This window comes from Bradyrhizobium sp. USDA 223 (genome assembly GCF_044909005.1).
Classification (GTDB): Bacteria; Pseudomonadota; Alphaproteobacteria; order Rhizobiales; family Xanthobacteraceae; genus Bradyrhizobium; species Bradyrhizobium yuanmingense.
In genome coordinates this window covers 2,200,164-2,216,882 of sequence record NZ_JBIYDR010000001.1, presented here as the reverse complement: position 1 = coordinate 2,216,882, position 16,719 = coordinate 2,200,164, and the positions used below count along the sequence as shown (strand labels likewise).

The 16,719-nt window shown below is 64.1% G+C and carries 12 protein-coding genes; 2 read left to right on the top strand and 10 right to left on the bottom strand.

Going from position 1 to position 16,719, the window contains the following annotated elements:
• Positions 1–33: 33 nt before the first annotated feature.
• Positions 34–756: an outer membrane protein gene (locus ABIA40_RS10135; RefSeq protein WP_271537996.1), complete on the bottom strand. Its 723-nt coding sequence runs from the start codon at positions 754–756 to the stop codon at positions 34–36.
• A gap of 628 nt (positions 757–1,384) precedes the next feature.
• Here ABIA40_RS10135 and ABIA40_RS10130 point away from each other — a divergent pair.
• Positions 1,385–2,701, top strand: a complete 1,317-nt coding sequence (locus ABIA40_RS10130; RefSeq protein WP_404540883.1) for a hypothetical protein — start codon at positions 1,385–1,387, stop codon at positions 2,699–2,701.
• A gap of 49 nt (positions 2,702–2,750) precedes the next feature.
• On the opposite strand, the gene ABIA40_RS10125 is transcribed toward ABIA40_RS10130, so the two are convergent.
• Both ABIA40_RS10125 and ABIA40_RS10120 read right to left on the bottom strand, forming a co-directional pair.
• A complete protein-coding gene (locus tag ABIA40_RS10125; RefSeq protein ID WP_404540881.1) occupies positions 2,751–5,900 on the bottom strand; it encodes a GAF domain-containing protein in 3,150 nt (1,049 codons plus the stop codon).
• Positions 5,901–6,051: 151 nt separating this feature from the next.
• Positions 6,052–6,825 (bottom strand): helix-turn-helix transcriptional regulator, encoded by a 774-nt coding sequence (locus ABIA40_RS10120; RefSeq protein WP_271538000.1) that lies wholly within the window; start codon positions 6,823–6,825, stop codon positions 6,052–6,054.
• Positions 6,826–6,944: 119 nt separating this feature from the next.
• Between ABIA40_RS10120 and ABIA40_RS10115 the strand changes: the two genes are divergently transcribed.
• Positions 6,945–8,024 (top strand): zinc-binding alcohol dehydrogenase family protein, encoded by a 1,080-nt coding sequence (locus tag ABIA40_RS10115; protein ID WP_275510036.1) that lies wholly within the window; start codon positions 6,945–6,947, stop codon positions 8,022–8,024.
• 177 nt (positions 8,025–8,201) lie between these two features.
• Here the strand turns inward: ABIA40_RS10115 and ABIA40_RS10110 are convergent, their stop codons facing one another.
• The 7 genes from ABIA40_RS10110 to ABIA40_RS10080 form a co-directional block, all read right to left on the bottom strand.
• Entirely contained in the window at positions 8,202–8,906 is a 705-nt protein-coding gene (locus tag ABIA40_RS10110; RefSeq protein WP_036025279.1) for an ABC transporter ATP-binding protein, read from the bottom strand.
• Positions 8,907–8,913: 7 nt separating this feature from the next.
• Positions 8,914–10,194, bottom strand: coding sequence for a lipoprotein-releasing ABC transporter permease subunit (locus tag ABIA40_RS10105; RefSeq protein WP_157283581.1), 1,281 nt, complete (start codon positions 10,192–10,194; stop codon positions 8,914–8,916).
• A 90-nt stretch (positions 10,195–10,284) separates the two neighbouring features.
• Positions 10,285–11,604 carry a proline--tRNA ligase gene (proS, locus tag ABIA40_RS10100; protein WP_271538002.1) on the bottom strand — a complete coding sequence of 440 codons (1,320 nt, stop codon included), beginning with the start codon at positions 11,602–11,604 and terminating at the stop codon, positions 10,285–10,287.
• A 164-nt stretch (positions 11,605–11,768) separates the two neighbouring features.
• On the bottom strand, positions 11,769–13,331 hold the full coding sequence (locus ABIA40_RS10095) for a copper resistance CopC/CopD family protein (protein ID WP_404540877.1): 1,563 nt from the start codon (positions 13,329–13,331) through the stop codon (positions 11,769–11,771).
• Complete coding sequence (locus ABIA40_RS10090) at positions 13,331–13,849, bottom strand: YcnI family protein (RefSeq protein WP_404540875.1); 519 nt, start codon at positions 13,847–13,849, stop codon at positions 13,331–13,333. The genes ABIA40_RS10095 and ABIA40_RS10090 overlap by 1 nt, the downstream gene beginning before the upstream one ends.
• Before the next feature lie 29 nt (positions 13,850–13,878).
• Entirely contained in the window at positions 13,879–14,412 is a 534-nt protein-coding gene (locus ABIA40_RS10085) for a copper chaperone PCu(A)C (RefSeq protein ID WP_157283577.1), read from the bottom strand.
• 67 nt (positions 14,413–14,479) lie between these two features.
• On the bottom strand, positions 14,480–16,690 hold the full coding sequence (locus tag ABIA40_RS10080) for a TonB-dependent receptor family protein (protein WP_404540873.1): 2,211 nt from the start codon (positions 16,688–16,690) through the stop codon (positions 14,480–14,482).
• Between the last annotated feature and the right edge of the window lie 29 nt (positions 16,691–16,719).

Genomic DNA, 16,719 nt, shown 5'->3' with positions numbered 1-16,719 from the left:
CTTTCGTCAGCCGCTCACGTGGAGCGGTCAGTCTCAGTAACGGCCGATCATCGGGCCGCCGAACTTGTAGTTCAGGCGGACGAGACCCATGTCGATGTCCTGCCCGATGCGTTCGACAGCGCCACTGGCGAAGGTGACGTTGTGGTCGCCGAGGAAGATGTGGTTGTACTCGACGCCGACCGTCCAGTTCGGAGCAAAACCAAACTCGAGGCCCGCGCCAACCGTGGCACCCCAGCGGGTCTCGTCGGCCCGGTCGAGATTCGCACCCGTCACGACGCTGTAGACGTCGTACTTGTTGCTGACGACCGCCGCACCGCCCTTCGCGTAGAGCAGGACGTTGTTCCAGGCGTAGCCAACCTGACCCGTGATCAGACCGAACGCGTCGACCCGCGTACGATTCCGGAGTCCGGTGAGGCCGCTGATGTTGTCACCCGAGAAGTCGGCCCAGTTGCCCTGGCCCTCGAGACCGAACACGAACTGGCCGGACTGAAAGCGGTAACCGATCTGGCCACCGACGGTGCCGCCGGTCGAGTTGTGGGAGCCTTCCGGACCGAAGCCGACCAGATCCCACGACGTGTCAGCCGAACCGCCGCCGCCGTTGATACCGATGTAGAAGCCGCTCCAGTCGTACACCGCAGCGATCGCCGCCGGCGGTGCTTTGGTGTAGGGCCGTGCCGCGAGATCTGCCGCAAGTGCCGGCGCAGCCGCGCTGAGCGCGACGAGGCTGACAGCTGCAAGCAACAAATTCTTCTTCATTTGATTCCCGTTCCAGTTTCTTCAGTGGGCCCCCCGGCCGTGGTGTCGTCATAACAGCGATCGACGGAATTGCTGTAACCACGAGGCAACAGGTGCGATCGAAAGGACCTTGCTCACTAACAAATGTTTATCGGCACGTGCGCGGAAACCCTTTGAAACAAGGGTCTTCAGCACTTTCAATGTCGCCGAGGCGAGACAAACTGCATGCGCGCGCAACATCGTCGCGCGCACATTCGCGTGATGGGAGAATCGAAAGACACGCTCGAGTTCCGCATCCAAATTGTCGCCATGTTTTCGCTCGCTTTCATCACATTCGCGCTCGCATCAATCGCACGCTCGCCCGCGCGCGTTCAGACGATCATCCCTTCTGCTGCCTCGCTGAGAGCACCGCGCCTCGCTCATGCTCGCCCCCACCGGCATTCTCCCGACAAGCGGAGCTTCACGCGCGAACCTCTGATCCGAGCGAACGTCCCCCCTCGCCGCCCGGGCCGCGCCGCCAGTACCAGAGCGTTCTCGGACGCAGCATTGCCGGCCGTTGTCCGAGTAAATGCGCATGGCGAGCGCAAGTTGTGACCGCGCCAGTCATCGTATAGCGTCCGGTCAAACTTTCCTTTCGCGCAGTCGATCCATGCTCGCTCGCATCCTGCTCCTTGCCTCGCTCTTGCTTCCCGGCACTTTGCGTGCCGAAGCAACGCCGACCGAGAAAGCAGGATTCGCCTCCAGGCTGACGATCTATCTCGCCAAGGGGCCAGCCGACGCATGCGGCCCGGGCTGCGATCGCTGGATCGCCATCGAGGGCGAGATCGATCGGGAGGCTGCGCTGCGCATTCGCCGCTTCCTCGCCGCCGTCAAGGACCTGCAGCGTCCGATCTATCTCCATTCGCCAGGCGGCAACGTCGAGCAGTCTTACGCGATCGCGCGGTTGCTGCGCAGCCGCAAGGCGGTTGCCAGGGTTGGCCGGACGATCGCGACCGCCTGCGCCGCGGGCACGCAGCGAGACGCCGCTTGCCTGAAGCTCAAGAACGCGAGCGGCGAGGTCAAGGCCGAACTCGCCACGAACCGTGCCATGTGCAACTCGGCCTGCGCATACCTGTTTCTCGGGGCGGCATCGCGCGAGGTCGCCCCCGACGCCACAATGGCGGTCCATAACTCCAGGCTGGTGCTCGCCTTCGACGGACGGCCCGATCCGGCGGCGGTCGCAGAATACAGGCGTCGCCGGCTCCTGGCGGCCGATCGCGATCGCGCCGCGTTCATCGCGGCGATGGGAATTAGCCGCGAGCTCGACTCCCTCGTCCGAACGGTGAAGTTCGAAAGCCTGCACGTGCTGACGCGATCCGAGCTGTACGGTTTCGGCATTGACACGCGACCGCTCGCTGAGACGAACTGGTCGCTGGAGAAGGAGGCCCGGCCGTTCGTCCGCAAGATCGCCACGGCAAAGAAGGCGAACGGCTCCGCGTTCCGAACGATGGAGCTGCGGCTGTCTTGCGAAAGCAGCAAGGGCGCGCCGCTGACATTTGTGGCCGAGGTCGACGAAGCGGCCGCCGGCAAGAGCACGATCCTGATCGCGGCGGATGCCGACAAAGAGAAGACCGCCGGAGGAGCTCCGCTGCGGACCGGCAAGTACGAGGTCTGGCGCGGCAACATCGATGCCGACATGATCAAGGCGATACTGGCCTCCCGCTCCCTGCATGTCCGCGAAAGCACGCCGATCGCGGACGACAAGACGGACATCATGACATTCGAGCTCGACCTGGCGGGCCTGCCGTCACAATGGGCTCGGCTCAAGGCATCCTGCGCATTGCCGACGCCGGGCCCGACAAGCTCCTGGCCGACGACGCCTGGGAAAGCGGCTCCCTGGCAGGCACCTCATTGGCCCGAGAGCCCTTGGACGCCCGCCCCCCAACTGACCGTCAGCACAAACCCTCGGCCCGCTCCCTCGCCTTGAAATGAGGTCGGACATCGCCCCGCGGGGCGATTCAACGCGCAACATTCATTCACCCCTCGTCGAGCAGCGAGCGGACCTTGGCGGCCAGGTCTTCGATCGCAAAGGGCTTGGACAGCAAATGCTTGCCGGCATCGAGCACGCCATTGTGGACGATCGCGTTGCGCGTGTAGCCGGTGGTGAACAGCACTTTCAGATCCGGGTATCGTCTCGACAGTTCGGCCGCGAGTTCGGCACCGGTCATGTCGGGCATGACGACGTCCGTGAACAGCAGATCCGGAACGAAGCCGCCTTCGATTTTGCCGATCGCCTCCCGGGCGCTGGCGGCCTCGACGACGGTATAACCAAGCTCGCGCAGGCTTTCGGAGGAGATGCCGCGGACCCGCTCGTCGTCCTCGACGACGAGGATGGTCTCGCTCTGCAGACTTGCACCGGGATGTGGTACGCCGTGCGACGGAGTTGAGACAGGCTCCTCGCCCGCGAAGCGTGGAAGATAGATCTTCACGGTCGTACCGACATCCACCTCCGAATAGATTTTGACATGGCCGCCGGACTGCCGCACGAAGCCGTAGACCTGGCTGAGGCCAAGGCCAGTCCCCTTGCCGACGATCTTGGTCGTGAAGAACGGATCGAAGACCTTTCCCAGCACGTCCGCCGCAATGCCCGTGCCGTTGTCCGTCACCGCAACGAGAACGTACTGCCCGGGCTGCAGCGCGTATTCGCGGGCATATTTTGGGTCTATCGAGGCGTTGGCGGTTTCGATCGTCAGCCTGCCCCCCTTCGGCATGGCATCGCGTGCATTGACCGCAAGATTGACGAGAGCGCTTTCGAGCTGCGCGGGGTCTGCCTTGACGCGCCATAGGCCGGCCGCCAGCACCGTCTCGAGACGGACGAGCTCGCCGAGCGAGCGCTCGAGCAGCTCACTCATTTCACCGACCATCTTGTTGATGTCCACGACCTCGGGCGCAAGAGGCTGCTGTCGCGAGAACGCCAGCAACCTTTGCGTCAAGGTGGCGGCGCGGTTCGCACCATCCATGGCGCTCTCGAGGAAGCGGTCAATGTCGAGCTCGCCCTTGCCGAGCCGCCGTTTGGCGAGATTCAAGCTGCCGAGGATGACGGCCAGCATGTTGTTGAAGTCGTGGGCGATCCCTCCGGTCAATTGCCCGACGGCTTCCATCTTCTGCGATTGCCGCAATTGCTCCTCGGCCTTCATGCGCTCGGCGATCTCGTCGGCGACACGTTGCTCCAGCTCGGCATTGAGCGCTTCGAGCCTGGTCAGCAGCCGGGCGTTGTCGATCGCGGTCGCGGCGTGGCCGGCAATGCCGAGCAATGCGGCCTCGTGCTCTTCGTGGAATCGACCGACCTCCGCATGACCGAAGAAAAGCCCACCGAGCACTTCGCCGCTGCGCGAGACCACGGGGACCGCCAGGTATGACCGGACCGGAAGATGGCCCTCGGGCATGCCTTTCCGCGGCGCATTCTTGCCATAGCGCGGGTCTTGCAGGATGTCGTCCGACCTCACCACGCCCGTGCCTTTGAACGTCGGCTCGAACACGGCGGTGGCGCGCGGCATCGGGAAGTTTTCGAAAGCGGATCGCGGCACGCCGGACAGCGAATACAGCATGTAGCTGCCGCCGTCCGCCGACAGGACGTTATAAAAGAACGCTCCGAACTGGGCACTCGTCAGCTCGACGCCGGCATCGGTCACGATCTGGACGATCTTGTCGAGATCGCGTTCGCGGGCGACCGATGCTCCCGTATCGTTGAGGATTCGCAGATGACGTTCGGTCTTCTTTTGGACGGAGATATCGAGCACAGTCCCGATGAATCGTGTGGCCTGACCATTGGAAAAGATCGTGTGGCCCGTTGCGGCGATCCAGCGCTCGACGCCATCCTCGATGCCGACGGTCCGGTATTCGATGTTGTAGCTTCCCGGAGAATTGGGCTGTAGCGCGTTCGAGACGGCCTCATGAGCGCGCTGCCTGTCGTCGGGATGAATGCCTTTCAGGAATGAGCCCTCATAGCTGACCTCGGTATCCGGCGAGAGACCGAACACCTCCTTGCAGCGGGCGTCCCATCGAAGGATATCGTTGACCGGATCGTAGTCCCAGGTGCCGATCCCTGCGGCCTTGTTGGCGAGGACCAGCCGTTCGGCAGCTTCGCGCGCCGCCTGCTCCGATCGTACGCGCTCGATGTGGGCCCATGATCGCTCCGTCACTTCGGTGAGCAAGGCAAGTTCGCGCGGCGTCCACAGATGGGGGCCACGGTGATGAATGGCCATCAAGGCGGTCAGGCGCCCCTCCTTCACCAAGGGCATGCAGATCGTCGAACCGATCCCGATGCGCTGGAAAGTGGCGGCTTCCTCGGGAGCGATTTCCTTCAGATTGTCGTTGATGATGAGGGGCCGCCCGGCGCCCAGCTCTCGCACCGCCTTCTCGCCGAAGTCGGCAAGGCTGTAGTGCCCCAATATGTGCATCGCACCGGGGGCCGCCCAATCCCCGCGGATGGTGAAGCCGTCCTGATCAGGATCCATGTCGGCATAGGCGCAGCTGGAGACGCCGAGATACTCACCGACCATTCTCGTCGTCACCGCCATGACGCCGTCCGCATCGCGCGTCTTGGCCGTTTGCTTGTTGAGAGCGTCTAGGAAGAGGAGCCGTGCTTCGTTCTCGCGCACCGCGCTCTCAGCGCGCCGACGTTCGACCGCGGTGCGGGTGCGTTCGGCAACCTCGCGGATGAGCTCCAGCTCCGCTGGGCTCCATTCGCGGAGCGTGGCATTGTTCAGGTACAACAGCGCCACAACCCCGTCGGGCTCGGAGATCGGCATGTTGACGAATGCGCGCGCCGAGATCGCCTCGAGAGCTCGGGCGCGGTCGCCGACGCGAGGGTCCTTTTCAGCATCGGCGCAGACGACCGTCTCACCCCGCTTCAAGTCTTCGATATAGCTGCCATAGTCGCGAAAGCGCAGCACACCGGCCAGGCTCGAGATCCCAGGCGCATTCCAGTCGCGCGCGATCGTGATGGTCTCTGCTGAGGTGTCGACGGTGCCGTAACCTGCCCGGCTGACATTGAGACTGCGGCCCAGCAGCTCCGCCGCCGCATAGGCGAGATCGTCGGGGCTGCCGATCTCTCGAATATGATCGCCGAGGGTAGCCAAGACGGCGTTGCGATCGGCCGAGGCCCCCTCGGTCGCTCTCGTCATCGGTCAACCCCGAACACGTCCCTCGCTCCACCTGCATAATGATGAAACGGTAACCGTAGGATGGCCCTTAGGTTCCCCGGCTAAGGGAGCACCTCGCGGTCCTGCAGAGCGGACGTGGCGTGATACGGCGGAAGCGCGCTCTGAAGCGGGCTTAGACCGGCGTATAGATCACGAGCTTCAGCGCGGGATCGTCGTTGGCCTGGAAGCTGGTGTGCTCGAACTGCAGCACGCCCTTGCTCGGATGGTTCATGGTCTTGCGGCCCGAGATGGTGCTGCGGATGTCGTGCGCCCCCCACCATTTGACGAACTCCGGACTGCCCTCGCGCAGCCGCATCAGCAGCTCCGTGAAGGCGGGATCGCCGGCCCAGACGTCGTGGGTGGCGCGAAACATCGCCACCATGCGCTTGGCAACGTCGGTCCAGCTCGCGCCGTAGAATTTTCGCGTCTGCTTGTTCGTCAACACCAGAAGCAGCGTGTTACGATCCTCCTCGGGGAACTGACCGAAGCCAAAGACCTCCTCGGCCGCCGCGTTCCAGGCCAGCACGTCCCAGCGACGCCCGGTGATGTAGGCTGGCTGCTCTAGGCTCTCGATCATCCGCCGGATGGGCGGCGGCACGATCTCGCGGGTGAACGCGTTTCTCGCACCGTCACGGGCCAACGCTTTCAGATGCGCATGCTCGGTCTTGCTGAGCCGCAGCGCACGGGCGAGCGCATCGATGGTGGCGACCGACGGGCTGACCGTTCGGCCCTGCTCGAGCCGGATGTACCAATCGACACCGATCCCGGCGAGTTGAGCCACCTCCTCGCGACGCAGCCCCGCGGTACGCCGCCTGGAGGTCAGGGGAAGTCCGACCGCTTTTGGCGTGAGCTTCTCGCGGCGGGACCGCAGAAAGTCGCCGAATTCGACGCGGCGGGGGTCGGCCATGACGTGCTCCCGTAGGGAGGGACAAGACAATACTAGGATAATACCAGGCCTTCCTGCCCGCCGACAGCCCTTGCATATTCCGTGCACCTCACAATGAGGTGCGAACGAAGGTCAACATCATGAAGGCTGCCGTACTTAAATCTTTCGGATCCCCGCTGGTCATCGAGGACGTCCCCGAACCGGTGCTGGGCACCGGCGAGGTGATCGTCGATGTCGTCGCCACCCGCGTGCTGTCCTATTCCAAGGAAGTGTTCAGCGGTGAACGCAAGTACGCGTTGGACTTGCCCGTCATTCCCGGAGCCGGCGGGGTCGGCCGGGTACGCTCGGTCGGCCCGGACGCAACGAAACTGTCCGTGGGCGACTGGGTGCTCTGCGATCCCACGGTGCGCTCGCGCGACGACGCGATCGCTCCCGACATTCACCTGCAGGGTGTGAGCGCGCGCGGCGAAGGCGGCATGCGGCTACAGAAATATTTCCACCACGGCTCCTTCGCCGAGCGGATGATGGTACCGACGGAGAACCTCACGCGGCTCGGCGAACTCAGCGAAGCAGAAGCCACGCAATGGAGCGTGCTCGGCACCATGCTCGTGCCCTATGGCGGCTTCCTTGCCGCAAAGCTGCAGGCCGGCGAGACCGTGCTCGTGAGCGGCGCGACCGGCAATTTCGGCAGTGCCGCCGTGGCCGTGGCGCTCGCGATGGGCGCGGCCTGTGTCGTGGCGCCGGGCCGAAACGAGAAGATGCTGGCCGAGCTCGTGCGTCGCCATGGCACGCGCGTCAGGCCGGTGAAGCTGACGGGCAACGAGAATGACGACCGCGAACTGATGAAGCGCGCCGCGCCTGGCCCGATCGATTGCGCGTTCGATATCATGCCGCCCTCCGTCGCCACGACGGTGGTGCGCGCCGCGATCATGACGGTGCGGCCCAACGGTCGCATCGTGCTGATGGGCGGCGTCAACATGCAGGGCGGTCCAGGGCTGGAGCTGCCCTACAACTGGATCATGCGCGAATGCATCACAATCCATGGCGTCTGGATGTACCCGCGCGATGCCGCGGCTCGCCTGGTCGCGCTGGTACGCGCGGGACTGCTCAAGCTGGAGGAGTATGAGACGACAGCCTTCGACCTCGATCACGCCAATGCCGCCGTGGAGCACGCCGCGGCCAATGGCGGGCCGTTCAAATCGACGGTAATCAGGCCCTGAGTCCCGAGGCGCGCGGCGCAGCGCCGTCGCCGATTTTTTCGGAAGTCCCACCAAGCACTTGGCTACTGTGCATGGGGTTGTTTTCGCAGTTGTTATTTTGACGTTGAACGCACGCCGCGTCGGGACTGCACCTCTCCCTCCGGAGAGGTGAACGCGCCTGCGACTGGCTTCGGTTAGCTAATCGAGCTCGACCACCTGACCGTGCGACAGGGAGACCCGCCGGTCCATGCGGCCGGCGAGCTCCATGTTGTGGGTCGCGATCAGCATCGACACATGCGTCGCCTTGACCAGCTGCATCAGCGCCTGGAACACGTGCTCGGCGGTGCCGGGGTCGAGATTGCCGGTTGGCTCGTCCGCAAAGAGCACGCGCGGCGCGTTGGCCACTGCACGGGCGATGGCGACACGCTGCTGCTCGCCGCCCGACAGCTCGGCCGGACGATGGGTGATGCGGTCGCCGAGGCCGAGATAACCGAGGATCTCCTTGGCACGCTTGACGGTCTCGGACTTCTTCAGGCCGCGGATCATCTGCGGCAGCATGACGTTCTCGAGCGCCGAGAACTCCGGCAGCAGCCGGTGCGACTGGTAGACGAAGCCGATATCGGTGCGGCGCAGCTGCGTGCGCTCGATGTCGGGCAGTTGCGAGGTCGGCGCGCCCGAGACATAGACCTCGCCGGAATCGGGGGCTTCCAGCAGCCCTGCGATGTGCAGCAGCGTCGACTTGCCCGAGCCAGACGGCGCCACCAGGGCGACGGACTGGCCGGCCCACAGCGCCAGCTTGGCGCCGTCGAGGATCGTCAGCGGCACCTCGCCCTGCAAGTACTGCCGCTTTATCTCGTGGAGATAAATGACCGGCACATCTTCTGCCCCCTGCTGCTGCTCCATCAGTCCCTCACTCGTACCGGAGCGCTTCGACGGGATCGAGGCGCGCGGCGCGCCACGACGGATAGAGCGTCGCCAGGAACGACAGCGTCAGCGCCATGATGACGACGGCCGTGGTCTCGCCGACGTCGATCTCGGCGGGCAGTTTCGACAGGAAGTAGAGCTCCGGCGAGAACAGCTCGGTCGAGGTCAGCCAGGACAGAAATTGCCGGATCGATTCGATGTTGACGCAGATCACGAGGCCGACGCAGAAGCCGACCAGCGTGCCGACGACGCCGATCGAAGCGCCCGTGATCAGGAAGATCCGCATGATCGAGCCCTGCGAGGCGCCCATGGTGCGCAGGATCGCGATGTCGCTGCCCTTGTCCTTCACCAGCATGATCAGGCCGGAGACGATGTTGAGCGCGGCGACCAGCACGATCATGGTCAGGATCAGGAACATCACGTTGCGCTCGACCTGGAGCGCGTTGAAGAAGGTCGAGTTGCGCTGCCGCCAATCGACCAGGAAGATCGGACGGCCCGCCGCCTCCGTCACCGCCTTGCGGAAGGCGTCGATCCTGTCGGGGTTGGTCGTGAACACCTCGATCGAGGTGACGTCGTTGCTGCGGTTGAAGTAGGCCTGCGCTTCGGCAAGCGGCATGAACACGAAGCCGAGATCGTATTCGGACATGCCGATCTCGAACACCGCGACGATCTTGTACGGCTTTATGCGCGGCGTCGTTCCCATGGGCGTCACTGCGCCCTTCGGCGCCACCAGAGTGATGCTGTCGCCGGCATGCAGCGAAAGCTGATCGGCGAGGCGCCGGCCGATCGCAACGCCCTGCCCTTCGTCAAACCCCTCGAGCGAGCCCTGCTTGATGTTCTTGGCGATCGAGGTGAGGTTGTTGAGATCGTCGGAGCGGATGCCGCGCACGAGGACGCCCGAGGCGTTCCATGGCGATGACGCCAGCGCCTGACCGTCTACCACCGGCGCCGCGAGCCGGATGCCCTGGACCTGGCTGAGACGGTCGGCAACGTCCTTCCAGTCGGTCAGCGGCGATTCCAGTGGCTGGACCAGGATGTGGCCGTTGAGGCCCAGGATCTTGTCGAGCAGCTCCTTGCGGAAGCCGTTCATCACGGCCATGACGATGATCAGCGTCGCGACGCCGAGCATGATGCCGAGAAAGGAGAACCCGGCGATGACCGAGATGAATCCTTCCTTCCGGCGCGCCCGCAAATAGCGCGCCGACAGCATCCACTCGAAGGGCGCGAAAGGCGCGGTTTGCACGGTTTCGGTCATGGTCTCATCCATCGCTCGATAATCCCATGATTCGGGGTCAATTGTGGCCGGATTGGCGGCCGCGATATCGCGCGATGAACAATATTCAGCCGACCGGCCTCATCAGCCCACAAGTCTTGCGACCGCGTCGGCAGGCGACATGGTCTCGCGCGCGCCGTCGCTGCGCCGCTTGATCTCGACCTTGCCGTCGGCAAGGCCCTTCGGCCCGATCATGATCTGCCAGGGGATTCCGATCAGGTCGGCGGCGGCGAATTTGGCACCGGCGCGCTGGTCGGTGTCGTCATAGAGCACGTCGACACCCCTGGCCGTAAGATCGGCATAAAGCTTCTCGCAGGCCGCATCGACCGCGGCGTCACCCTGCTTGAGGTTGAGGATCGAGACACGGAACGGCGCCACCGCCTCCGGCCATTTGATGCCGGCATCGTCATGGCAAGCCTCGATGATGGCACCTAGCAGGCGCGAGACACCGACGCCGTACGAGCCGCCATGGATCGGCACGTCGACACCATCAGGCCCCGCCACGAGCGCCTTCATCGGCTCGGAATATTTGGTGCCGAAATAGAAGATCTGGCCGACCTCGATGCCGCGGGTGTTCACCCGCTTGTCCACGGGCACCTCCTGCTCGAACCGCGCGGCATCGTGGACGTCTTCGGTCGCCGCATAGAGCGAGGTCCATTGCTTGATGATCGGCGTCAGATCGCTCTCATAATCCACGTCCTCGCCCGGCACCGGCAGGTCCAGCACGTCGCGATTGATGAACACGCCGGATTCGCCGGTCTCGGCGAGCACGATGAACTCGTGGCTGAGATCGCCGCCGATCGGCCCGGTCTCGGCACGCATCGGGATCGCCTTCAGCCCCATCCGCGCGAAGGTGCGCAAGTACGCGACGAACATCTTGTTGTAGGCGACGCGCGCCGCGGCCTCGTTGAGATCGAAGGAATAGGCGTCCTTCATCAGGAACTCGCGGCCGCGCATCACGCCGAAGCGCGGACGCTGCTCGTCGCGGAATTTCCATTGGATATGATAGAGATTCAACGGCAGGTTCTTGTAGGACTTCACATAGGCGCGGAAGATCTCGGTGATCATTTCCTCGTTGGTCGGTCCGTACAGCAGTTCGCGCTTGTGGCGGTCGGCGATGCGCAGCATCTCCGGGCCGTAGGCGTCGTAGCGGCCGCTCTCGCGCCAGAGGTCGGCGAGCTGGAGCGTCGGCATCAAGACCTCGATCGCGCCGGAGCGATTCTGCTCCTCGCGCACGATCTGCTCGATCTTCTTCAGCACGCGAAAGCCGAGCGGCAGCCAGGCATAGATGCCCGCCGCCTCCTGCCGGATCATGCCGGCACGCAGCATCAGCCGATGCGAGACAATCTCCGCCTCTTTCGGATTTTCCTTCAGGATGGGCAGAAAGAACCGCGACAACCGCATGGTAATACTCTGGGAATCAGTGATCGCCTGCAGTGAAACCGGATTGGGAGCGAAAACACAAGACGGGAATGAGGAAAAGCCGCTAACGCGGCGAAATACCTGTCATTTTTCCGTTGCCTTCAGGTTTGACTTCAGGAGCACCGTGCTCAGCAAAGCCGGTGAGCCTAGGGCGGTGGCACCTCGAGTTCATCCGCCAGCGTGATCTTCTCGAAATCGCTCACGAGCGCCTCGATGCGCACACGCCAGCGGCCGGCGAAGGGCAGCTCGACCTTGCGCACGTGCCAGTAGCCATCCGGCCCGAGCAAGGCGTCCCGTTCCATCGGCTCGATGCCGCGCTCGGGCAGGCTGAGCGTCAACGTCACCTCTTTGGCCGCCAGGGGCGTCCCATCGCCGGTCATGAGCTGGAGCACGAAATCGTCCTTGCCGACCTTTCCAGGCGACACCAGCACCTGGAACATCGCCTTGTCGCCGTGGATGTGGATCGCCAAAGGCGTCTCGGGAATGATCCTTCGCGGCGGCGGCGTGAAGCGCCAGCCGGCGACGACGGCGAAGATGGCGAGGGCGATCACGCATTCGAGGAGGATCGAGCGCTTGAGGATGGCTTGGGCTCCACGATCGCGGGCGAGTGCCGGAGTGAGGCGGAAGCGGTTGAGCGCCGCAAGGGCGAGCAGCATGAGAACCAGGCCGAGCTTGATCGAGAGGATGAGGCCATAGCGGGTCTCGACCAACGCCGAAACTTTTTCGAGCTGAACAATCGCAAGGGCGAGGCCCGTCAATGCCAGCACGCCGACCGCCGGCATGGCGATGCCCGAGAAGCGCTTCACGACGGCGAGTGTTGCCGGCGTCGGCTTCGACAGCAAAGCCGCGAGCGGAGCAAGAGCGCCGATCCACAGCGCAACGCAGAGGCCGTGAAGAAACATCGCCGGGCGCATCATCATTCGAGGCGGCGCCGTTGCGGCATGCCCGCTCATGGCGAGCGACAGGCCCACGCCGACCATGGCAATGATCGCAAGAGCCCGCGAGGACCATGCGCTGCGCAGCGCCAGCAGAGCGAACAGTATCGCGGCGGCAGCAACTAAAAACGCGCGGCCGGCACTGGTTGCCACCGCGACCTTCCAAGGTGCGGCCGTCGCGAGCGCCGCCGGCGGCAGGCCAAGGAGATCGAGACCCAGCGCACCGAGCGACACCACCGCACTGGAAAGGCCGACCGCGAGCGCCACGCGCGGCACGGTCATGCCGGCCAGAGACCATGATATCCAGCGCGCAAACCACACACCGCCGACGCCTACGAACAGACCGAGATAGAGGCCAACGCGCGCCAGCCAGATCAGCGCGGCCGACCAATGGTCCGTACTCGCGGGCAGCTTCGTTTCCGACGGCATGCCGACTGAAAACATCACCGATCCCACGATCGGATGGCCGTCCTGCGAGACCACGCGATAGCTGACGACCGCGGTCCCCTCAGGCAGATCCGCTGGTATCTGGATCGAAATCGTGTCGCCGGACGCACTGACGCGCGTCTCGTCCCGCGCCCTGCCCGTCCCGTCGATCAGCCGGATCGCGCCCGGCGTTACCGGCTCGTTGAACCGCAGCTCGACCACCTTCGGCGCGGTCGCGAGCGTGCTGCCGCTCGCCGGCTCGACCGAGATCAGCGCCGCATGCGCGAGCGCACCGCTCGCGAAGCTGGCAGCGAAGAGCAGCGTCGCGAGCGCGGCGAGGAGGCGCATCAGGGTTTCGGCAGGAGCTTGACGCCAGGCGCCGGCGACTTGCCCTCATGCGAATGGCTTGACGCGTCGGTTGGGATCTCGATCCAGCGACGAACGCCGGTCTCGCATTCCTGAACCACTGGGAAGTACAAGGTCGTATTCGCCTTGAGCTTGTCGGTCAGCACCGCCTGCATGATGAACTCGTCATAGTTCTTGTCCGGCAGCTTGCCGCCGGACCACGCCACCTCCTTGACGCCGGACGAGAGCTTGTTGCCGTGATAGTCGTATTCCCCCGCATATTTGCCCTCGACGACGTCGACGGTCCAGCCGGCCTTCGGCATCGGCTTCACCGCGATCACCCCTTCCGGAATCTGCACGCGGATCTTCACCGTCGGCGAGCCCGCGCAGCCATGCGGCACGGTGAACACCGCCTTGTAGGACGCGCCGATCGTGGCTTGCTTGGTCTCAAGCGAGACATGCGCCGCCGCTGGTGTTGCGGCGAGCGCGGCAATCAGGATCAGACAGGATCGCTTCGACACATTCGGCCTCCCGAGAATCCAGAACAGTCTCATTTCATCTTCATTCCCGAATGATCCGGCATTTTCTTCATGTCCATGTGGCCCGAGTGTCCGCCATCGCCCGGCGCCTGCGCGCCGACGCCCTGGACGGCGAGCGCAACAGTGACCTTCCCGGCCTTCTCGAACTGAAGCGTCACCGGCACCTTGTCGCCCTGCTTGAACGGCCCCTTCAGCTCCTGAAGCATCAAATGATTGCCGCCGGGCGCGAGCTTCACGGTCTTGCCGGGCTCGATCGCCAGTCCCTTGTCGAGCGCGCGCATCTTCATCACGCCATTGTCCATGGCCATCTCGTGAATCTCGGCCTTGCCTGCGATATCGGCGGACACGCTGACCAACCTGTCGGCCGCGTTGCCCTTGTTTTCGATCGTCAGATAGCCGCCGGCGACCTTGGCGCCACCCGGCGTCGCCCGGCTCCAGGCCTGCGAGACCACGAGATCGCCGGCCTTGACGTCCTCGGCTGCGACCGCCGCGCTGGTGCCAAGCATCATGGCGGCGGCGAGAAGTGATAGCTTGATCCTGTTCATTTTGTTCCCTCGGTTTTGATCTGATCGACCACGGTCCGTCTTGGTGGTCTCGGCAGCCTCAGTGCGCTTACCATCGATACCTCATTCCGGTGTAGACCGCCCGGCCGGCACCTGGCTCGAACAAGGCCGACGTCGCCGTGGCGCGATCGATGATACTGGCGCTTGCAATGTAGGTCCTGTTGGTGAGGTTTCGACCCTCGATATAGGCGGAGAACGGCCCGCCATTGTCGAAGCCCGCTTTCAATCCGAGCAGTGCATACGGCTCGGTCGTCAACGTGTTCATACTGTCGACAAAATAGGCCTGCGGCACCCATTCGACGTTCGGACCAGCGTAGAATCCGGTCGGATGCTTGTAGAGCAATTCGGCGCGCAAATAGTGACGCGGCGCGCCGGGCAGCTGGTTGTTGCCGAACGCCGTGTCGCTGTCGAAGCGAAAATCGCTGTAAGTATAAGCGAGGTTGAGCCACACCTTATCGGGCGCGCCTCCTGTCACGAAGATATCGCGGAAGATTGCTGCCCCTGCCCCCGCCTCGACGCCCTGGTGGACGGTTCGGTCGGCATTGGTCACGTTGCAATTGCCGAACGCGCTGTACAGGCACAGCAGCTCATCGCGGATATCGGCACGATAGGCGGTCAACTCCCACGAATAGTCGGGCCGTCGCATGCGGGTCCCTATCTCGTAGGTCGTCGCAATCTGCGGGCGGATGCTGGTGAACGGAATCGTCGGAATGCCAGGACCGCGCGCGCTCTCGCCGAAGCTCGGCACTTCGGCGCTCCGCGAGACATTGGCGAAGGCCTGCCACGTCGGGTCGATCTGCCACAGCAGGCCCGCCTTCGGCGACCAAAGATCAAAGCGGGTTGCTCCCGACTGGTCGCCGTCGCTAAGAAACCGGTCCCGCCGATTGCGGGTCGCATGCAGAAATTGCGTGCCGGCAATCGCGGCGACGTTCGGCAGAAAATAGAAGCTGTCCTCCACGTAAACCGAGGTGTTCTCCGAGCGATCGAACGACGACGACAGCAATGCCCCCTTCTGTCCGGCAATGTTGGCGAATTGCTGGTTGTCGATGCTGCCATTCAACAGGTTGACGCCCGCGACCAGCCTGTTGCGGTAACCGCCGATCATGCGGTCGTCCGTGACCTTCGCGAAGCCGCCGTAATCCCTGTAGCGATAATCGAGCCACTGGAAGATCGGATGCATGAGGTGCCGGTCGAGGCCGAAGGCGCCGAACTCGAACCTGGTGTCGTCGAATCGGATCGTCGTTTTGTTTGCCAGCCTGACCGTGTCGATGTTGCGCTGCTGGTCCAGCGCAACGTTCGCCGGAGCCGCGGCCTCCGGATTGCTCAAGGCAGACGCCTTGGTGACGGTTCCTGGAATGCGTTGCCGCACCTCGTTGGCATTGAGATAGAATCGCGTCTCGAAATCCGGCGAGAACTGGTAGCCAACATTGCCGCTCACGCGGTTGCCCGAGCCGAAGCTGTGATCGCGGAAGCCGTCCGTGGCCTGCGTTGATGCGGTGACGAAACCATCCCACGGCCCGTTGGCGCCTCCTGCATTGGCCTGCAGTCGCCTGAACCCGAAGGCTCCCACGTCGAGCGAGACGCCATTCGGAAATCGGTCGCGCCCCGATGGCGTCACGAAGTTGACGGCGCCTCCCAGCGAATTGGCTCCGAACTGCAGCGCGTTCGCGCCCTTGTACACCTCGACATATTTGTAGGCGGTCGGGTCGATCTCCTGGAAATCGCCGTAGCCGTCCGCCGTATTGATCGGGATGCCGTCCATGTAAAGCTGCACGCCGCGCAGATGGAAATTGCGCGACAGGCCGGATCCGCGGATCGAAAGCCGGGTGTCGTCGCCCCATTTCGGTTGCGCAAATACGCCGGGCACGTAGTCCAGGACATCCTTGATCGTGCTGGCGGGAGTCGAGTTCCGGTAGGCCTCCGCTGTGACCAGCGCTACGCCGCCCGGCGTCTGGTTGATCTCGCTCAGCGCCTGCTGGGCGGTGAGAACCGTCAGGGCACCAGGGCCGGGGCCCCCTTCGGAAGCTGCCGTCGGTTGCGGACGCGCAGTTGCGGGCGCGCGGGCCCGCGTTGATCGCGCGGCGGTTCGCTGTGCGCGGGCTGGTGAGGCCCGTTTCTCCCGCGGCGCGTCGACCGTGACGGGAGGAAGCTCGCGTCGGTTTTCCTCGGCGATTGCATTGGACGGCACGACGAGGGCAGAAGCTGAGGCAAGCAGAATCTTACGTGCGGAAAGCAGTCGAAAGAAGCCTGAACGAGGCATGAGGTCATTCCTGATGCCGGCAGAGAGCC